We start from the raw sequence: 19,636 nt of genomic DNA on the forward strand, positions 1-19,636 counted from the left end.
CGACTTATTTTCTGCACTGCGAAATCCTCTAAAATCATGAAGGAGATCACCCTATGATTAGAACCTTAACTCTATTTGTATTGCTGATAAGCGCCTACCCCTCTTTTGCCCAGTTTAATTCTGTAACTACCTTAAGCCAAATCCCTATTACTACGAATACAGGCGAAAAGCCTCAATCGAAAGTGTGGGTACATGCAAATAAATTTTGGACGGTGCTGCCGGATAGTGAAGGTACCCATGTTTGGCGACTTGATGGTACAGTCTGGGTTAAGGATTTGAAGATTTCAGATAAGACTACATCAAAAGTAGATTGTAAGGTAGTAGGGGATGTGACGCATGTGCTGTTGTTTCAAGGTGTAAATTCTGAATTAGTATCAATAGAATATGTACCTAATAGAGAGACCTATGGTTTGTGGAGTGAAAGAAACGAAGCAACAACCATTACTTTAGGGCAGCATGTTGAAATAGCTACATTGGAGGTTGATAGTCGCGGTAGAATGTGGATAGCATCAGCATCGGAGAGTAGCACTTCTGAAGAAGACAATGATATTTTTGTGCAGTGGAGTGATTCGCCTTACTATGTCTGGAGTGACCCAATCACTCTTGCCACCCGTGTTAATTGGGATGACATATGTGTTGTCATTGCCTTACCTGGAAAAGTAGGTGTATTTTGGTCAAATCAGAATACAACAAAATTTGGGTTCAGGACGCATGACGATAGAGACACTCCTGATGCTTGGTCTGAAATAGAGGATGTTGTGCACAACACAAATGGTAATACGAGCGGAGGTTTGGCCGATGACCATATGAATATGGCTATAGCAAGTGACGGAACATTATACTGCGCCATTAAAACAAGTTACAAGAACAGTAACCAACCATTATTAGGGCTTTTTGTGCGACGGCCAACTGGTACATGGGATAATTTATATAGTATAACTAAAGCGGGTTCAAGAACAAGGCCAATTGTAATTCTGAATGAAGTTGAAAAGATAATAAGAGTTATTTATACAGATAATGAAAGTGGTGGAAATATAGTATATAAAGAGTCACCCCTTGATGTGATCAATTTTCCAGAGGATTTTAACGAGACTATAAATAGATCTAATGGGCAAGCATCTAACAGAGAGCACATCTTAATAGAAGGATTCTACAACAATGTAACCAGTACCAAGGACAATTTTACCGACAAGATTGTTGTCATGGCCTCTACCTCAAGAAATGCTCCAGCCCCATACTATGCCGTCAGTGTCTTAGCAACCTCGGAAATCATCCCGCTCCCGGTTGAACTTGTAAGCTTTACTGCCAGGCTGTCTGCTGACGATGCGGTGTTGGAATGGAGAACAGCCTCTGAGCAGGACAATGACCATTTCAGTGTGGAGTCGAGCACAGATGGCCGAACATTTACTCCGGTCGGTAAGGTGACTGGCAATGGAACTACTCAATTGCAAAGACACTATTCCTTCACAGACAAGAATATTTCGAGGTACAGAGCGGAGGGCGTTTACTACAGGCTCCGGCAAGTCGACTATTCGGGTGAGTTTGAGTTCAGCCCGATCAGGTATGTGCGTGCGCCGGGACTTCCTGATGCCATCACCCTCAGGGCATTCCCGAGTCCCTTTGATAGCTACCTGCAGGTACAGGTTGCTTCAAATGAAGAACAGGGTAGTACCATTATCCTTTACAATGCACAGGGGCGGGTTATCCAATCGCAGGCAATCACTTTGAAGAGAGGAATTAACACTATCTCATTGACGGAGCTTGATCTGGCGAGCGGTATTTACCTTCTGAAGGTCACTACGGGTGATCAGCAGCAAGTACTGAAACTTGTAAGTGAGTGATTGCTGTGAACCTGCCTTTGTGGCAAAGTAAAGGTCTAATTGCCTTCAGTCTTTTCGACCTTCTCAAACAGCATAAAATGTTGAATCGGCAGGAAATCCTCCTGACGCTGCAAACGGAATCCGTTAGCCTCCAGCTCTTTTTTGATCTGTTCGGCCGTCATCTTGTGCAGTGCCCTGATGCGTACATCCGGATCTTCGGCTTTGTATTCCAGCAACAGCAGTTTACCGTCAGACTTCAGAGCACGATGGATGGCCTGTAGTATTTCTTTTGGGTAGGAGAGTTCATGGTAGACATCCACCATCAGGGCAATGTCAATAGCACCTGCAGGCAGGTTTACTTGCTGGCTGTCGCCCTTTACAACGATCACGTTGTCAGCGCCTTCTTTACTCCGGCGGGATTCTAACGACTTTACAAACCGGTCTTGTACTTCGACGGCGTATACCTTGCCCGCAGGTACTTTAGGCGCTATCTGAAAGGTATAGAAACCAGTGCCAGCCCCAATGTCGGCCACCACAGTATTGGGCGCCAGGTTCATGTTTTCGATGGTACGCGGTGAGTTCTCTTCTTCCTGCCGTGAGTCGCGGTCGAGCCAGTTGCCACCTGTGGCTGTCATAATAGCAGCAATCTCCCGGCCCATGTATACCTTGCCAGTACCTCCTGACGATGGCCTTTTGTAGGTATAGCCATCGGTTTGCGTGCTGCTGTCAGGTTGCTGTGCCTGGCAGGCGTGGCAGCTGCTCAGGCACAGGGCGATCAGGAAGGTATACAGAAAGGTGAAGCCTGGAAATTTGGTGCGTTCGATCATACGGTATATTTCTCTAGTCGCTGGGTCAGGTCGTCTATCAACTGCTCTGTCCATTTCTCAGCCACCAGTTCATAGTCTGCTTCATCCCAGTTTTGCAAATAGTCCTTCTCCAACCAAACGTTGTCCTGATTCGGGCCGATGGTGTAAAAGTTACGGTCGAGTTTAAACAGCAAATCCTTGGTTAGGTCAAAATTGTCGGCGCCCACCCGCTGAAATCCCTCCAGCCGCAGTCGCAGCCCCATCTGGCTCACGTTCCCCTTATCTAGGCTGATCTCAGTCGTGGCATCAGAGCCTGGTTCGCGCGTCCAGGTGTCAACTAATTTCTCTAGTTTGAAATCATGAAAAAGCGGAATAACATCCGCCAGGTGCTGGTGAATGTGCTGCGCCAGTTCGGGCAGAACAGTGTCATAAAGCTTACGTAAAGCCTGCTTGTCTTTGATTGGGGATTCTTGCATGGTAAAGGGGTATTCAGTCCTTCTTATACGAGCAGGCTGCAGTTTTTGCCACCCCGTGAGAGGGATACTTTACAAACGTATGCGGATGGCATAACAGGTATAGCGGTGAGGCCAAATAATTGCTGAGTGGGGCATGTGGCCAATTTTTTGTATCTTGGGCTGAAATTTTCTCATTCATATAAAACTCTATGAAAGACCAAATCATATTAGCCGGTAAGGCATCCGGTGTCGCGGTCCTGTTAGCGTTGGCAAGTTGTACTTCGTCGCAGACGCCTCAGACTCAGGATACCCAGGTGACAACCCAACAGCAACAGGCCGTTGAAACCAACCCATTGCTGCAGGAGTGGACAGGCCCTTATGGCGGTGTGCCTGCCTTCGACAAAATGAACCTGGCCGACCTGAAGCCAGCCATGGAGAAGGCAATGGCCCTAAACCTGGCCGAAATTGAAAAGATTGCTAACAACACACAGCCCGCCACTTTCGAGAACACCATCGAGGAGATGGAGCGTGCCGGCAAGGAGTTGAACCGCGTGTTCACGTACTATGGCATCTGGAGCAGCAACGTGTCTACGCCTGAGTTCCGCACCATCCAGCAGGAAATGGCACCGAAGATCTCTGAGTTCAATTCCAAGATCTCACAGAACGAGAAGCTGTTCCAGCGCATCAAGGTGGTGTATGACAATGCCCAGAAAAACCCGCTGCCAGCCGATCAGCAGCGTGTGGTGGAACTGGTGTACAAAGGCTTTGAGATGGAAGGTGCTAACCTGAGTCCTGAGCAGAAGCAGCGCTATGCCGCTATCAACAAAGAGCTTTCGACTCTTTATACCAAGTTCTCTAACAACATCCTGGCTGACGAGGAGAAGTATGTAGTGTACTTCACCAAAGACCAGCTGAGCGGATTGCCGGAGTCGTTTGTGAAAGCTGCTGCCAAAGCTGCCGCTGACCGTGGCAAGGAAGGCCAGTATGCCGTAACCAACACCCGTTCGAGCATGGACCAGTTCCTGACTTACTCTGACGAGCGTGCGCTTCGTGAGAAGGTATGGAAGAACTACTACTCCCGTGCCGACAACAACGACGAGAACGATAACAAGCAGAACATCGTGGACATCCTGAAACTGCGTCGCGAGCGCGTGCAGCTGATGGGCTACGACAACTATGCACAGTGGAGACTGCAGGACCGCATGGCCAAAACGCCTGAGGCTGCGATGGACCTGATGATGGCGGTATGGCCATCCGCCATTGCCCGTGCTAAGGAAGAGGTGGCTGACATGCAGCAGCTGGCAAACAAAACCAGCAAAACCAAGATCACGATCGAGCCCTGGGACTACCGCTACTACGCCGAGAAAGTGCGTCAGCAGAAGTATGACCTGAACTCTGACGAGGTGAAGCAATACCTGGAGCTGGGCAACCTGACGCAGGCGATCTTCTTCACAGCTGGTGAGCTGTTCAATTTCAACTTCACGCCAGTGCCGGAAGGTTCTGTGCCAGTATTCCATGAAGACGTGAAGGTATGGGAAGTGACCGACAAGACGACCGGCGATCACATCGGTCTGTGGTACCTCGATCCGTTTGCACGTCAGGGCAAGCGCTCTGGTGCCTGGGCGACGACTTACCGCGCCCACACCACATTTGATGGTAAGAAGACGGTATTATCTTCGAACAACTCCAACTTCGTGAAGCCAGCTCCGGGTGAGCCTGTGCTGGTATCATGGGACGATGCGGAAACCTTCTTCCACGAGTTCGGCCACGCGCTGCACTTCCTGGCGTCTAACGTAAAATACCCGACCCTGAACAGCGGCGTGCGTGACTATACCGAGTTCCAGTCGCAGTTGCTGGAGCGCTGGTTGTCTACTGACAAGGTGATCAACCAGTTCCTGAAGCACTACAAGACTGGTGAGCCGATGCCGAAAGAGTTGGTGGCCAAGATTGAGAAAGCCTCTACCTTCAACCAGGGCTTTGCAACAACTGAATTCCTGGCATCAGCCTTAATGGACATGCACTTCCACCTGGCCGATCCGAACAACCTGGACCCGGATAAATTTGAGAAAGAAACTTTATCTAAATTAGGTATGCCGAAGGAAATCGTGATGCGTCACCGTTCACCGCACTTCGGTCACGTATTCTCTGGCGAAGGTTATGCCACCGGTTACTATGGTTACCTGTGGGCCGACGTGCTGACATCTGATGCCTCTGAAGCCTTTGCGGAAGCACCAGGCGGGTTCTATGATGCTGAGGTTGCTGCCAGACTGGTGAAGTACCTTTTTGCACCACGCAACTCCATGGACCCGGCTGACGCTTACCGTCAGTTCCGTGGCCGCGATGCCAAGATCGATGCGCTGATGCGCGACCGTGGCTTCCCGGTACCAGGCCAGCAAGGCAAGAAGTAAATTAGTCGGTAAGGCCTACCTGCGCCTCACCAGACGGCATAAAAACAGCCGGGGTCATTGCATAGCAGTGGCCTCGGCTGTTTTGTTTTACAGAGGTAAAGCTCGCCTTATGCTCCCCGGGCAACCTTTAATTACCCGCACCGTCATAAATGTATCGTACGTTAACTGACCGCTGATCCTATTGAGAAAAAAGCTACAATACTGCATATTTCTGTTGCTGCCGTTACTGCTTGTTTTCAGCAAAGTGAGTCTGGCGCAGGCGCCTGAAGAGAAGCCGGAGGACAAACCCATGCTCAAACTGGGAGGGGCACTGCGTTTTAACTACAATCTCTCTACCTGGAAAAAAGATCAGCTGGAGCGGGGCGGTGACTTTGGTTTTGATCTCTTTCGCATCAATGCAGAAGCCGCTTATAAGGGCATTAAACTTAATGCCGAGTTTCGTCACTACTCCCAGGCATTCGGTGGCGCTTTTCTAAAGCAAGGCTGGTTCCAGTACGATTTCGACGAAGGCTCCCAGCTGCAGGTCGGCCTCAACCAGGTTCCTTTCGGCATCCAGCAATACAACTCCAACAACTGGTTTTTCAACATGACCTATTATGTTGGTTTTGAGGACGACCATGACATGGGCGTAAAATACATCCGCGACAGCGGCCGCTGGCAATGGCAGGCGGCTTATTATAAGAGTGCCGAAGAGTTTGTGTTTGGGTTGGCAGAACCGAGCCCCAACCGCTACTCTTATGATGTGACGGGCCGCAACAAAGAGAACAACCAGCTTGACTTCAAACTGGTGCGCCGGCTCGGCGACAGCCTGGCACACGAAATCGGCTATTCCCTGCAGGGCGGGCTACTCTACAACATCGATACCGAGCGTAACGGTACACGTTACGCAGGTGCGGTGCACTACGAATACAAGTCATCCCACAGCCCCTGGAACATCAAACTGCAGGCCATGCTCTACCGCTTTCAACCAGCCTACGCAGATGGTGCCGACCTCGACTTTGTGGAGATGGGAGCCTATGGCGCCAACTACAATGTGGCAAACCGGGGGGAGATCTACACGGCAGGTATAGCCTATCACATACCGGTAGAAACAAAGCTTTTGCAAGGCATAGACCTATACAATAATTATGGGTACTACAATAAGCGGGAAAGCGACTATGAAAACGCCCACATGAACGTGTTGGGTGCGCTGTTTACCGCAGGGCCCATGTACATCTACACCGATGCGGCATTTGGCTACAACCATCCCTGGCTGGGGCCGGAGTGGACAAATGCCTTCACCACAGGAACCCCAGGTGACACAAAGTGGCATATGCGCTTCAATATCAACATGGGGTATTACTTCTGAGACTTAAACCGAACAGCATGAGTAAAGTTAAGAGCCATATTAGGAAATCATTTGGACTGGAGGTAAATGGCCCTGTTTTCTGGTCATCTATCGTGATCCTGATCATCATTATTGCGCTTGTACTTATTTTCAGGAAAGGGGCAGAGACCTTTTTTGCCGCTGCCCAGACGGCGGTGACGGCTAATGCCGGTTGGTTGTTTATATTGAGTGTCAACCTGTTTGTGGCTTTTTGCTTTTTTATCGCCTTCGGTAGGTTTGGGAGCATCAGGTTAGGCGGCAAAGATGCCAAGCCGGAGTTTTCGACCTCTGCCTGGTTTGCCATGCTATTCAGTGCAGGTATGGGCATAGGGCTTTTGTTCTGGAGTATAGCTGAGCCCATTAACCACTTTCAGACACCACCGATGGGTGAGCCCGGCACACCGGCTGCGGCGCGGCAGGCGATGAACTTTACCTTTCTACACTGGGGGCTCCATGCCTGGGCGATCTATGCGCTGGTTGCCCTGGCCCTGGCTTTCTTTACGTATAACCGGCAACTGCCCCTTACGGTGCGGTCTGCCTTCTACCCCTTCCTGGGGGAGCGCATCCACGGCATCATCGGGCACGTGATCGACATCCTGGCAGTAATTGCGACTTTGTTCGGTCTGGCCACATCTCTTGGGCTTGGCGTGAAGCAGGTGGCTGCCGGTCTCAACCACGTGTTCCCGGTCATCGCAAACGATATCACAACCCAGATCATCCTGATCGCGGTCATCACAGGTATAGCCACTGTTTCGGTGGTAACGGGTGTAGACAAAGGCGTACGCATCCTCAGTGAGTGGAATATCCGCATTGCGCTCCTGATCCTGATCGCGGTGCTAGTGCTTGGTCCTACGGTCTTTATTCTGAGTTCCTATGTGCAAAACACCGGTTACTACCTGGGCAATTTCCTGCAGCTCTCTTTCTGGAACGAAGCCTTCTCAACGAATAACTGGCAAGGCTCCTGGACGGTGTTTTACTGGGCCTGGTGGATTTCCTGGGCTCCTTTCGTGGGCATCTTCATCGCCCGCGTCTCGAAAGGGCGTACGATCAAAGAATTTGTGCTTGGGGTGCTCATTGCCCCATCGCTGCTGTCGTTCCTGTGGATGACTGCTTTCGGAAGTACCGCGCTGCGCGATATACTGGCCGGAAACAACGCCATAGCCGATGCCGTTGCAGCCGATATTTCAACAGCTCTCTTCGTGTTCTTTGAGCAGCTTCCTTTTTCAACCGTACTCTCCGTGATCGGCATTCTACTCATTGCAGGTTTTTTCGTCACCTCTTCAGACTCCGGCTCTTTAGTGGTTGTGAGTCTTACCTCAGGAGGTATTCCTAACCCGCCGGTAGGTACGCGCGTCTTCTGGGCGCTTTCAGGAGGGGCTATTGCGGCGGTGCTGTTGCTGGGAGGCGGCTTGCAAGCCCTGCAGACTGCCGTTATTATAACAGGGCTGCCCTTCGCTATTATTCTGCTGCTGATGTGCTATAGTCTGTATCGGGGGTTAAGCGAAGAACTGGAGGAAGAGCTGAAACTGGGGCAGGCGAGTGAGCGGAAGGCTTATCAGCAATTAGTGGCCGAAATGCTGGCCAAAAGAGCCCAGAAACAACATGCGCCAAAAACAGCAGGAGGGGAGAGTAATCCAAATAAACCATTAGAATAGAAAAGCGCTATGATTGCAATTAATGCTATGATGGTCTGCCTGGACCTTAGTGATATAGATGAAAAGCTGGTCGCTTTTGCACGCGCGATCTGTGAGCGACTACCTGTTGACAAGGTGTACTTTGTGCACAATATCAAAACTTCCGAGCTAAGCGAAGACTTCAGAGAGTGGTTTGGCGAGGTGGACCTGGCAAGTGAGATCGAGGGAAACATAACCGATATCGTGTCTGAGCATTTCGCCAATGCCGCCCCACATGAGATACTGGTCAGCGAAGAGCCCAACACAGAGGTTATTCTGGCCGATCTGGTCAAACGCTATAAAGTGAAGCTGACGCTGTTAGGCAAGAAGTCGAAAGGGAAGAGTACAAATGCATTAGGCACCAAATTGTTGCGCATCCTGCCGTGCAGTATACTGGTGTTCCCGGAGACTGGTGCGTTTAACATTGAAAAGGTGCTGATCCCCATCGATTTCTCCAATACCTCAGTGCACGCATTAAGGCTCAGCAAAAATCTGTCAGACCAGTTAGGCTTGCAGCTCGAGATCATGCATGTGTACCGCCTGCCAAGTCAGTTCTTTCCTCTGATCTCGGAAGAAAAAGCTGTGAAAAAGGCGGAAGAAGTGGTCAAGGAGAAGTTCACTGCCCTGCAGAAGCAGCACCCGGAGATAGTCGGTATACCTTATACCCTGGTCAGAGCGGCTAATAAGAGTGTAGCTGAGCGTATTAGCCTTCATCTCGAAAAAGGTAGGCATGGCATGCTGGTGCTGGGCCTGAAAGGTAATAATCCGATCCCGTCCCTAAGCCTTGGGAGTGTGCCTACCGAGATCTACAACTCAGATATCAACGTGCCGCTTTGGCTGGTTTACTCTGAGGAGGTGATAAAATAAATTCGATGCGGGATTGCCTTTAAATGGCTGTAACAGCTTTTTTCAAAAATAATTTCAGCAATTATGATCTGTTTCGCAACCTTTCGGTAACATGGTCGTAATTTCTGAGATTAATAAGCACCAATGACATTAACAGAGCAGGATATGTTATCCGGTTTACATGGTGTGCTCCCAGATTACCGATTGCCAATTATGGACGAATTTTCTCTTTTTACCAGCAAGCTGCAAACTTGCGATCTGATTGTACTGACAGAAGCGGACGAAACCCGAACATATTGTCGTTTCTATGCGAATGGCCTTTATCAGGACAGAATGTTTATATCAGATGTCTCTGTAAAAGAAAACCTGACGCTACTCAGCAGTGAGGAAGATGTGATTGATTGGAATGGCGTGCAAAACCTTCGTAAAAAATACTGTGAAGCGTTGCATTCAAGCGAAGGTATAAAGCCGGAGAGTTCAAGAGAACCGGTCTAGCGACCGGACATCCAGGCGTTTTTATTGCGCTCAGAAAACAGTCCCCAGGCGTATTTTCTGGATAGTTATAGCTTATAAAAAAGCAAAGGCTCCTTTGTGGGGAGCCCTGCCTCTTCAAAGGATTGCCACATAGGCAACCTTCAACTTTTAGCCGCTGCAAATATAGAGATAATTATACCTATATCCGGTGCTATTGGTGAAAAAAAATAATATTTTTGAACTTTCCTGTTGTAATGTTATTTAATCTGATTTGCGTGATGCTTGGGGTTTGATATTGAATCAGGTAAAGGGCAGGAAAACATAACAAAAAGAGGGAGCCTTGGCTCCCTCTTTTTGTTTCTCATATAGAGATTATAGTAGACGCTTCTTACTTGTCGTTTTGATAGCCAACCAGCTTGATCATCTTATTGTAGTTACCCAACAGTAAGAAGGAAGGAGCCCACTGCCCTACGAATAATGCTTCTTCGTCTTTCTTCATAATTTTCAGTGTCGCTGAAACGGCCATAGAGCCCAATGCTGCCCATAGGAATACATCTGATGGGATACGGGAAGTATAGTCTTCGATGGCTGCAGCCACTGGTCCTTCTTTATGCTGTGGATTAGTTCTGTCAGCTTTGTTTTTCAAATCCTGTGCGTCTCTTTTAAGATCTTGTGTGTCCATAGTTCTTATTTTGTTTAGATGGTACAATACCATACAGAACGAAATAGAACCATGATTGTTTGCAAAAATTGAAAAATATGGGGTATACGCAGCCAGGGAGGGCCATCAGACACTATATTATTGCAACAATATATGTAAATTGGCAGCCTGAAACAGGGGAAGGCCACAGGTTGCCCTTTTCCCGAGATCGAACCCAATAGATAGCCTATATTTTGGAGCTTTCCGCACTTCTTGAACCGCTGGCCGGCACGCCCCAAACCTATCTAGCATTGGCAGTGCTCCTGCTGCCGCTGCTCGCCTTTGCGGTGCTATACCTGGCGGGCAGTAAGCTGCCCCGTCAGGGTGACTGGTTGGGGATCGGTGCCACTGGATTAGCCTTCACATTTTCGATTTACCTCTATACCCAAACCTGGAACACAGAAGTTTACCATAGCCGGACCACCTGGTTTAGTCTGCCGGGCAGTTTTATAGCAGACTTCACAGCAGGTATACTACTTGATAACCTGACGGTACTGATGCTGGTCATCGTTACCTTCATCTCCATGCTGGTGCAGCTCTTCTCGGTGGGTTATATGCACGGCGACAAAGGGTATAGCCGCTACTTCGCCTACCTGGGCCTCTTCACCTTCAGTATGCTGGGTATTGTGTTGGTCGATAACCTGCTGCTGCTCTTTATGTTCTGGGAGCTGGTCGGTCTGTCGTCTTACCTGCTCATCGGCTTCTGGTATGAACGGCCTGCTGCCATCGCGGCCAACAAAAAAGCATTTTTAGTGAACAGAGTTGGTGACATCGGCTTGCTGCTTGGTTTGTTTGCCTTCTATACCTATTTCCGCACCTTTGACCTGGAAGCCTTGCGCACCATGGTGGGAGCAGGAGAGTGGCTGAACGGCACTTTTGTGACAGGCTATACCTTGCAGGGCATGGCCTGGTCTGTTGAATTGAGTCCTTTGTTTCTGACATTGGCCGGGCTTGGCCTGTTTATGGGCTGCGTGGGCAAGTCGGCCCAGTTCCCTCTGCAGGTATGGCTACCTGATGCCATGCAGGGCCCAACGCCGGTATCCTCGCTCATACACGCTGCGACCATGGTAGCGGCTGGCGTATACCTGGTGGCACGCTGCTACGCTTTCTTTACAGTGGATGCGCTTACGATCATCGCTATCGTAGGTGCTATCACGGCTCTACTGGGAGCTATCGCTGCTCTTACCCAATACGACATCAAGGCCATGCTTGCCTTCTCCACGATCTCACAGCTGGGCTACATGGTGATGGGCATGGGCACGGGAGCACACGATGCTTCGCTCTTTCACCTGACCACGCATGCTTTCTTTAAAGCGGCCCTTTTCCTCAATGCCGGTATTATCATCCATGCCATGCACCGGGGGCTGCACCATGCGCACTTGCCAGTTGGAGTCGATCCGCAGGATATCCGGAACATGGGTGGCCTGCGCAAGGCCATGCCGCTCACTTTCTATACCTACCTGCTGGCAGCTGCCGCGCTGGTTGGTTTGCCGCTATTTTCAGGTTTCCTTTCGAAAGATGCCATCCTTTCAGGCAGCTGGGCCTGGGCACAAACGATGAGTCAGACCAACGGGAACAGCCTCTACTTTATAGTGCCTGTGATTGGGTTTGCAGTAGTGCTGCTCACGGCCTATTACATGGGGCGGCACCTGTGGTTTATGTTCTTCGGTACTTTCCGTCTGCCGTTCGATGTGCAGGCGCTTCGCCTGTCGGCGAGTCAGGAGATAGAGCGGGTAATGCTGCTACCTGTGCTGCTGCTGGCAGTGCTCTCGCTGGGTATCTTCTTTTCGCTCAACCCGCTGTCCTTTGCCGGAAGCTGGGTAATGCAGGGCATTGGTCTGAACCAGCTTTCACAGGAAGGCGCTTTGCTGGCCGGTAGTCTGGTAGAGGCCGTGACGGTGCAGGATGCCGCCAACGGAACGGCTCATCTAGTGATCGGGGCGCTTTCCGCTTTGCTGGGTATAGCAGGTATAGCCCTTGCCTTTGGCAGGTACAAAGGCAAGAGCAGCGAAGCATTGCAGCAGGAGCAGCCTCAGGGTGCGCTGGCACACCTGTCATACAATCACTTTTACCTGGATGCGGTGTACGACAGGGTGCTGGTGCAGCCAGTGCTTTGGCTATCGCGCATGCTCTATCGTTTTGATAAACGGGTAATCGACTACACGCTGGAGTATGCCAGCAAGTGGCTGGTAGTGTTCTCCAAGATTGTGAAGTGGTTTGACAAATGGATCGTGGACGGCAGTGTGTGGCTGATCGGAGCGATGGCAAAAGTGCTGGGCCGCTTCGGTCGCGGACTCCAAAACGGCAAGGTGCAGTCCTACTACGCTTACTCCCTTTTCGGATTTATTCTGATAATACTATACATCATGCTGAATTGATGTTAATTTCGCGAATTAAAAAGATTTGAGAATTTGGAGATTTGAAGGTTTGGAGATTGGAGAATGTGCTAATGGGTGAATAGGAAGGCTTTTCTTGTCATCTCGACGATAGGAGAGATCTGGAGCTTCTCAAAACCTTCGCAGTATTCCAGATTTCTCTGAGCTGTACTCGCCCCTTCGACTCATGTCTGGAGCATATTCGAAATGACAGCGAAGCATTGCAATCGATAAGATGCATGATTTACTAAGGTATAGCCGAAATCTAAAAGGAGGACTGACGATTGCGCAAGCGACTTTGGACCAAACAGGTTTCAACTCTTATCTTTTAACTCTTAACTAAAGAGTTTGCTTTTAACTAAAATAGAAAGCGTTTAGCTTGATGAATTATACTCTTTCCAGCCTTATTTTTCTCCCTCTGCTGGCAGCACTTGTGGTGTTGCTGTTGCCGACACGCATGCAGCAAGGTATAAAAGCTGTGACGCTGGGTGGCACGCTGCTGCAGCTGGCCGTTGCCGTGTGGCTATACCTGGGCTTCGACGGCGCCTCAGTAGCAAATGGACAAACAGGCTATCAATTTGTGGAGAAGCTCAACTGGATCGGCTTTTCGCTGGGCAATCTGGGGCGCTTCCAGATCGAGTATTTTGTGGGAGTGGACGGTGTAAGCATCGGCATGGTGCTGCTCACGGGCATTGTGGGGGTGATCGGGGTGATCTCGTCCTGGAACATCAATAAAAACGTGAAGGGCTACTTCCTGCTATACCTACTGCTCATGACCAGCGTGATGGGCTGTTTTCTGGCCCTCGACTTCTTCCTCTTTTACCTCTTCTTCGAATTCATGCTCCTGCCGATGTACTTCCTCATTGGCATCTGGGGTGGCCCAAAACGGGAGTATGCTGCACTTAAGTTCTTCATCTATACCCTGATCGGTTCGCTTTTTATCCTGGTCGTGATGATCGGGCTCTATACCTCTGTGATAGATCCGGAGGCGACGGCGCAGCAAATGGGGCTGGTAGGGCAGAATGTCCCGGCTAGTCTGGACCTGATCCGTCAGATGCAGCAGATGCTGCAGCAGGGCACGATTGCGGAGGCCGACATGGTGCGCACTTTCAGCATACCGGCCATGATGGAGCCGGCCAACTTTATACCGGGTAGTCTGCTGCACGTGTTTTCGGGTGTTACGTTGTTTGACCTTCCACTTCGTTTTGTGGCCTTCCTGCTGGTGCTGGCTGGCTTCCTGATCAAGGTGCCGTCGGTGCCGGTGCATACCTGGTTGCCCGATGCGCACGTAGAAGCACCTACGCCAATCTCAGTACTGCTGGCTGCTATCCTGCTGAAGGTGGGCGGCTACGGACTGATTCGGATTGTGTACCCTGTTTTCCCGGATGCCGGGGCTTACTTCTCGACCTTTGTTGGCGGACTGGGAGTGCTCTCTATTATCTATGGAGCGCTCTGTGCACTGGCCATGAACGATCTTAAAAAGCTGATCGCTTACTCTTCGGTGTCACACATGGGCTTTGTACTGCTGGGGCTGGCTTCGCTCACCAACGAAGGCGTGAACGGTGCCATCTACATGATGTTCAGCCACGGTCTTATCTCAGCCATGCTCTTCCTGGTGGTGGGCGTTATCTACGACCGGGCACACGACCGCATGATCCTCAATTTCCGGGGACTTGCCAGGCGCATGCCGGCTTATACCGCTTTTGTCGTGGTGGCCTTTTTTGCCTCGCTTGGTTTGCCTGGTTTCTCAGGTTTTATCGCCGAGCTGTTGGTGCTGCTGGGTAGCTTCAGTGCACCGGAGGCGACGGGTATGTTGCCGCGCTGGATGGCAGTGGTCGCGGTGATCGGCTTGCTGCTGTCGGCGGCCTATTACCTGTGGGCACTGCAGCGCATGTTCTTCGGTAAGTACTGGATCTTCCCGGAACTGCGCGAGAAGGCCATTATCTCAGATCTGACTAAACGCGAGTACCTGATGCTGGTGCCGTTGGCGATACTAGCACTGCTCTTCGGCATCTTCCCGCACCTGCTGCTCGACAAGACAGGCATGTCCGTGACGGGCTTTACGGAGCTGGTGCTGCGAAACGGACAGGAGCAACTGAACATCTTGCAAGCGATTTTACACAAATAACAGATGCGCCTGACGGGATGTCCCTTCAGGCGCCTTGACTTATACCTTATACCGACACGTGGAAGAACAGGCAGCATACCTCACCCAGGCCATCGACAGCATTTTAGCTGGAGCAGGCTCGCTGCTGCCCGAACTGCTGCTGGCCATCTTTTTCCTGCTGCTGGTTACGCTCGACCTGTTTAAGTCTAAAACAGTAAAGCGACTACTACCCTGGGTGGCACTGACCGGTCTGTTCTCGGTACTGGTGCTGCTGGTGCTGGACAGACACGTGGCTGAGGTGCAGTTCCTGAACCTGTTGCGCTCCGACGGCATTGCACGCTACGCAGGTATACTCTTCAGCCTGACGGGGATCTTCACCATCCTGCTCTCGCTGCAGAACCCGAAAATAGAAAAGCGCAAGCAGGGTGAAGGCCGTGGTGAGTACTATGCCCTGATCCTGATGCTCGTGCTGGGACTCAACCTGATGGCCAAGTCCGTGAACCTGCTGATGGTTTTCCTGGCGATCGAGGTCGTTTCCATTGCCTCCTATATTCTGACGCTTACGCTCAAAGAAGAGAAAAGAGCCGTGGAGGCAGGCCTGAAGTATGTGCTATACGGGACGTTGTCGGCCGGGGTGATGCTCTACGGCATGTCCTTTTTCTATGGCCTCACCGGTTCGCTGGATTATACCTTGGTTTCGTTCTGGCGCAGTCTGCTCGAAGCCAGTCCGCTGATGGTGACGGTGGCGGCCATACTGGTGTTTGCTGGCTTTCTGTTCAAAATATCGGCTGCGCCTTTTCACTTCTGGACGCCGGATGTTTACCAGGGAGCGCCCATGCCGATTGTGGCACTTTTCTCCACTGGTCCTAAAATGGCGGGCATCATCGTCATCTTGCGCTTTGTGGCCGCCTTTGCCGACCCAACCATTGCCAATGCTTTTTCCGATGTGCAGCTGTTCTTAGGTATAGCCGCCCTGGCAACACTGGCGGTCGGTAACTTCACGGCGCTCTGGCAGCGCACGCCACGTCGCCTGATGGCTTTCTCTTCGGTATCGCATGCCGGTTTTCTGCTGATGGCGCTGTTGGCTTTTGGCAGTGACTATACCGTGAGCGTGCTGTTTTACATGACCGTGCTGCTCTTTATGAACTTCGGCATGTTCCTGTTCCTGCAGATGGCCGAGGATAACTGGCAGGTACGTACACTCGAGGATTTTCAGGGGATGGGTCCCCGCATGCCGTTTGCCGGCATCATGGCGTTGCTATACCTGCTTTCGCTCACAGGACTTCCGCCTCTGGCCGGTTTCATGGGCAAGCTGCTTGTCTTTAGCAATGTGTGGGAAGCTTATACCTCAACCAGTCAGCCGATGCTACTGGTGCTGCTCGTGGCTGGCATCCTGCTAACAGGGGCGGCTTTGTTCTACTATATCAAAATACCATATTACCTTTTCCTGAAAAGGAATCAAACTAACGAAAATTTAGTTATTTCACTGTCAAATAAGCTGCTGCTGGTTTTATTTGCTTTGCCGCTGCTGGTCTTCTTTTTTAAGCCTGACCTGTTGCTGCACTGGATAGAAAAACTGCTGGCCTAGATACTTTTACAACCCTATGAGCGATTCTATTAAGCACGAGTGTGGTATAGCCCTGATCAGGCTCCGAAAACCAATCGAATATTACGTTGAAAAGTATGGCACTCCGATGTACGGTGTCAACAAGCTATACCTGCTGATGCAAAAACAGCACAACCGCGGACAGGACGGTGCAGGGGTAGCCAGTATTAAAATAGACGCGGGACCGGGTATGGAGTACATCAGCCGCTTCCGCTCTGTGAAGACCCGCGCCATCGACAGTATTTTTGGCAAGATCGGCAAGGAGTTCAAAAAACTAAAAGAAGATCAGCCTGAGAAAGCACTGAATACGGATTGGGTATGGCAGAACCTGCCTTTCCTAGGTGATGTATACCTGGGCCACCTGCGCTATGGTACCCATGGCATCAACAGCGTGGACAACTGCCATCCGATGGTGCGCGAAAACAACTGGCGCAGCCGCAGTCTGGCCGTGGCTGGCAACTTCAACATGACCAACGTGGACGAGCAGTTCCACAAACTCATCGAACTGGGTCAGCATCCGAAGCAAAAATCTGACACCATCACGGTGCTTGAAAAGATCGGCCACTTCCTGGACGAGGAAAACCAGATGCTGTTCGAGTCTTACAAGGACGAATACTCCAACAAAGAGATCACTTCGCTGATCGAAGATAACCTGAGCCTACAGCGCGTGCTGAAGCGTGCCTGTAAGGACTTTGACGGAGGCTACGCGATGGCAGGCCTTACGGGCTACGGCGCCTCTTTTGTGGTGCGTGACCCGAACGGCATACGCCCGGCCTATTATTACATGGACGACGAGGTGATCGTGGTGGCATCTGAGAAACCGGCCATCAAGACCGCTTTTGACATAGAATACAGTGAAATCCGGGAGATCACGCCTGGTCATGCCCTGATCGTGGATAAGGCTGGTAATGCGGACCTGAAAGAGATACTGCCGCAGCTCGAGAAAAAATCCTGTAGTTTTGAGCGCATCTACTTCTCCCGTGGCAACGACCCGGAGATCTATGAAGAGCGCAAGAACATGGGCCGTCGCCTGTGCCCGCAAATTCTGGAAGCGATCAACTACGACCTGAAAAATACGGTGTTCTCTTACATTCCGAACACGGCCGAAACCTCGTGGTTGGGCATGATGAAAGGGATAGAAGATCACCTGCGAGCCTACCGGAAGCAGGCCATCCTGAACCAGGAGCTGAGCGAAGAGCAGCTTGATGAGATCCTGCAATTTAAACCGCGAGCCGAGAAACTCGTGATCAAAGACGTGAAGCTGCGTACCTTCATCACGGACAACGACAGCCGCGACGATCTGGTAACGCACGTGTACGACACGACTTACGAGGTGGTGAAGAAAGGCATCGACACGCTGGTGGTGCTCGACGACTCCATCGTGCGCGGCACGACGCTGGAGAAAAGTATCATCAAGATGCTCGACAAACTGGAGCCGAAGAAGATCATCATCGTATCGTGCGCTCCGCAGATCCGCTACCCGGACTGCTACGGCATTGATATGTCGCGTGTGAAAGAGTTTGTGGCCTTCCGTGCTATGCTGGCTCTGCTGAAAGACCGTGACATGTACTACAAAGTGGACGAGATATACGACAAAATACAGGCCGTGCAGGGTACGCCAGCCATCATGGAGACCAACTATGTGAAGGAGCTGTTTGACCTGTTCACGCACGATGAACTGTCAGCCAAAGTATCGGAGATCGTGAAAGCGCCAGAAGTGAACGCCGAAGTACAGGTGATCTACCAGCGTATTGAAGACCTGCACCTGGCCTGCCCGAACCACAAAGGCGACTGGTACTTCACTGGCAACTATCCGACTCCGGGAGGAACCCGTGTAGTAAACCGTGCCTTCATGAATTTTGTGGAGAACAAGGCCGTACGTGCTTACTAACCAGTGTTAAATTTTGTATCAAAAGCCTGTTCTACAAAGGACAGGCTTTTTTTTGCCTGTTGATTCATAAGAGGTATCAAAAAGGCTGTATGATCGTTGTGTTCTGAACAATTCTGCCGTTACCGCCTTTTAACCAAAGCGAGGCCTGGTCGTTAACTTAAAACAGGCCAGGCGCTATCACTAAACATGGAGCACAAACAAAGCTTTTGGGTAAAGATAAAAGAGATACTGAAGGACTCATACAAGAACTTTCAGCGGGGCGAGCCTATTGTGTATAGTGCAGCCATCGCCTTTTTCACAATCTTCTCCCTACCTGCTATTTTGATAGTGCTGACGCTGGCTGGCTCCATCTTCTTCTCTGAAGAGACTGTTCAGGCAGAGATCGTCAAGCAAATGGAGGATCTGATGAGTGAGGAGGTTGGCAAGCAGGTAAGTGACTTGTTGGATAATGTGACACAGATACCAATTGGGTTTTGGAGCGTCCTGATCGGGGTGGCCGTGGTGGTGAAAAGCGCTACTATTATTTTCTTCATTATGCAGAAAGCCCTGAACTCAGTCTGGCAAATTAGGGTGAAGCATGATGTCAACTACCTGAAGCTGCTTCGCCATCGCCTTGTGACATTAGGCATCGTAGCAGGGCTGGGGTTCCTGCTGATGACGAGTCTGATACTGGATGCAGCGCTGATGGTGTTCAACGAGGAGCTTTACGACTTGCTGGAGGAGCACCTGACCTCAGCCATAAAACTGATCAAGACTGCTTTTTCAATACTGGTTGTGCTCACTTTTTTTACGGCCATCCACAAGATACTCCCCGATGCCAAAGTGCAGTGGCGGGACGCACTGGCCGGAGGCATCATCACCTCCATTCTGTTTCTGATCGGCAAAGAGGTGATTGACTATATTCTGAGCAGTGTAAAAGTGGTCGGCTTCTATGCTGCGGCAGGATCGTTTGTTGTGGTGTTGCTCTGGGTATTCTACTCCTCTGTTATCCTGATGCTTGGTGCTGAAGTAACCAGAGCTTACGCCAACAACCACGGACGTAAAGTGGAACCTTCCGAAATTGCAGAGAAGTACGAGAAGGTGAATGGGGATAAAAGCTAAAAAGGTGC

14 protein-coding genes are annotated in these 19,636 nt (G+C 50.6%); 11 read left to right on the forward strand and 3 right to left on the reverse strand.

Features of this window, described 5'->3' with window-relative positions; translation table 11 throughout:
- The first annotated feature begins 53 nt into the window (after positions 1-53).
- Entirely contained in the window at positions 54-1,841 is a 1,788-nt protein-coding gene (locus BW972_RS12175) for a T9SS type A sorting domain-containing protein (RefSeq protein ID WP_076422338.1), read from the forward strand.
- Positions 1,842-1,876: 35 nt separating this feature from the next.
- Here the strand turns inward: BW972_RS12175 and BW972_RS12180 are convergent, their stop codons facing one another.
- Together BW972_RS12180 and BW972_RS12185 are read right to left on the reverse strand one after the other, a co-directional pair.
- Positions 1,877-2,647 (reverse strand): class I SAM-dependent methyltransferase, encoded by a 771-nt coding sequence (locus BW972_RS12180; protein WP_076422339.1) that lies wholly within the window; start codon positions 2,645-2,647, stop codon positions 1,877-1,879.
- Complete coding sequence (locus BW972_RS12185; protein ID WP_007655699.1) at positions 2,644-3,102, reverse strand: hypothetical protein; 459 nt, start codon at positions 3,100-3,102, stop codon at positions 2,644-2,646. The genes BW972_RS12180 and BW972_RS12185 overlap by 4 nt, the downstream gene beginning before the upstream one ends.
- A 188-nt stretch (positions 3,103-3,290) precedes the next feature.
- On the opposite strand from BW972_RS12185, the gene BW972_RS12190 reads away from it, so the two are divergent.
- The 5 genes from BW972_RS12190 (at position 3,291) to BW972_RS12210 (ending at position 9,869) form a co-directional block, all read left to right on the forward strand.
- Complete coding sequence (locus BW972_RS12190; RefSeq protein WP_076422340.1) at positions 3,291-5,489, forward strand: M3 family metallopeptidase; 2,199 nt, start codon at positions 3,291-3,293, stop codon at positions 5,487-5,489.
- A gap of 214 nt (positions 5,490-5,703) precedes the next feature.
- Positions 5,704-6,837 (forward strand): hypothetical protein, encoded by a 1,134-nt coding sequence (locus tag BW972_RS12195; protein ID WP_083674164.1) that lies wholly within the window; start codon positions 5,704-5,706, stop codon positions 6,835-6,837.
- A 17-nt stretch (positions 6,838-6,854) separates the two neighbouring features.
- The gene (locus BW972_RS12200; protein WP_076422342.1) at positions 6,855-8,510 is read left to right on the forward strand and encodes a BCCT family transporter; all 1,656 of its coding nucleotides are present in this window, start codon (positions 6,855-6,857) and stop codon (positions 8,508-8,510) included.
- A gap of 9 nt (positions 8,511-8,519) precedes the next feature.
- Entirely contained in the window at positions 8,520-9,395 is an 876-nt protein-coding gene (locus BW972_RS12205; RefSeq protein ID WP_076422343.1) for a universal stress protein, read from the forward strand.
- Positions 9,396-9,518: 123 nt separating this feature from the next.
- The gene (locus BW972_RS12210; RefSeq protein WP_007655706.1) at positions 9,519-9,869 is read left to right on the forward strand and encodes a hypothetical protein; all 351 of its coding nucleotides are present in this window, start codon (positions 9,519-9,521) and stop codon (positions 9,867-9,869) included.
- Positions 9,870-10,236: 367 nt separating this feature from the next.
- Here the strand turns inward: BW972_RS12210 and BW972_RS12215 are convergent, their stop codons facing one another.
- Entirely contained in the window at positions 10,237-10,530 is a 294-nt protein-coding gene (locus tag BW972_RS12215; RefSeq protein ID WP_007655342.1) for a hypothetical protein, read from the reverse strand.
- A gap of 212 nt (positions 10,531-10,742) precedes the next feature.
- Between BW972_RS12215 and nuoL the strand changes: the two genes are divergently transcribed.
- From nuoL to BW972_RS12240, 5 genes are all read left to right on the forward strand, one after another.
- A complete protein-coding gene (nuoL, locus tag BW972_RS12220) occupies positions 10,743-12,926 on the forward strand; it encodes an NADH-quinone oxidoreductase subunit L (RefSeq protein WP_076422344.1) in 2,184 nt (727 codons plus the stop codon).
- A 379-nt stretch (positions 12,927-13,305) separates the two neighbouring features.
- Positions 13,306-15,051: a complex I subunit 4 family protein gene (locus tag BW972_RS12225; protein WP_076422345.1), complete on the forward strand. Its 1,746-nt coding sequence runs from the start codon at positions 13,306-13,308 to the stop codon at positions 15,049-15,051.
- 58 nt (positions 15,052-15,109) lie between these two features.
- Positions 15,110-16,618 carry an NADH-quinone oxidoreductase subunit N gene (locus tag BW972_RS12230; RefSeq protein WP_076422346.1) on the forward strand — a complete coding sequence of 503 codons (1,509 nt, stop codon included), beginning with the start codon at positions 15,110-15,112 and terminating at the stop codon, positions 16,616-16,618.
- Between the two features lie 16 nt (positions 16,619-16,634).
- Positions 16,635-18,527: an amidophosphoribosyltransferase gene (locus BW972_RS12235; RefSeq protein ID WP_076422347.1), complete on the forward strand. Its 1,893-nt coding sequence runs from the start codon at positions 16,635-16,637 to the stop codon at positions 18,525-18,527.
- Between the two features lie 186 nt (positions 18,528-18,713).
- Complete coding sequence (locus tag BW972_RS12240; RefSeq protein WP_076422348.1) at positions 18,714-19,628, forward strand: YihY/virulence factor BrkB family protein; 915 nt, start codon at positions 18,714-18,716, stop codon at positions 19,626-19,628.
- The last annotated feature ends 8 nt before the right edge of the window (positions 19,629-19,636 follow it).

Origin of the sequence: Pontibacter lucknowensis, from assembly GCF_900156415.1 — a bacterium.
GTDB classification, from domain to species: Bacteria; Bacteroidota; Bacteroidia; order Cytophagales; family Hymenobacteraceae; genus Pontibacter; species Pontibacter lucknowensis.

Coding starts and splice junctions, on each gene's coding strand:
- BW972_RS12210 (WP_007655706.1), top strand. CDS start 9,519: ATGACATTAACAGAGCAGGATATGTTATCCGGTTTACATGGTGTGCTC.
- BW972_RS12205 (WP_076422343.1), top strand. CDS start 8,520: ATGATTGCAATTAATGCTATGATGGTCTGCCTGGACCTTAGTGATATA.
- BW972_RS12185 (WP_007655699.1), bottom strand. CDS start 3,102: ATGCAAGAATCCCCAATCAAAGACAAGCAGGCTTTACGTAAGCTTTAT.
- BW972_RS12175 (WP_076422338.1), top strand. CDS start 54: ATGATTAGAACCTTAACTCTATTTGTATTGCTGATAAGCGCCTACCCC.
- BW972_RS12180 (WP_076422339.1), bottom strand. CDS start 2,647: ATGATCGAACGCACCAAATTTCCAGGCTTCACCTTTCTGTATACCTTC.
- BW972_RS12200 (WP_076422342.1), top strand. CDS start 6,855: ATGAGTAAAGTTAAGAGCCATATTAGGAAATCATTTGGACTGGAGGTA.
- BW972_RS12240 (WP_076422348.1), top strand. CDS start 18,714: ATGGAGCACAAACAAAGCTTTTGGGTAAAGATAAAAGAGATACTGAAG.
- BW972_RS12190 (WP_076422340.1), top strand. CDS start 3,291: ATGAAAGACCAAATCATATTAGCCGGTAAGGCATCCGGTGTCGCGGTC.
- BW972_RS12225 (WP_076422345.1), top strand. CDS start 13,306: ATGAATTATACTCTTTCCAGCCTTATTTTTCTCCCTCTGCTGGCAGCA.
- BW972_RS12235 (WP_076422347.1), top strand. CDS start 16,635: ATGAGCGATTCTATTAAGCACGAGTGTGGTATAGCCCTGATCAGGCTC.
- BW972_RS12215 (WP_007655342.1), bottom strand. CDS start 10,530: ATGGACACACAAGATCTTAAAAGAGACGCACAGGATTTGAAAAACAAA.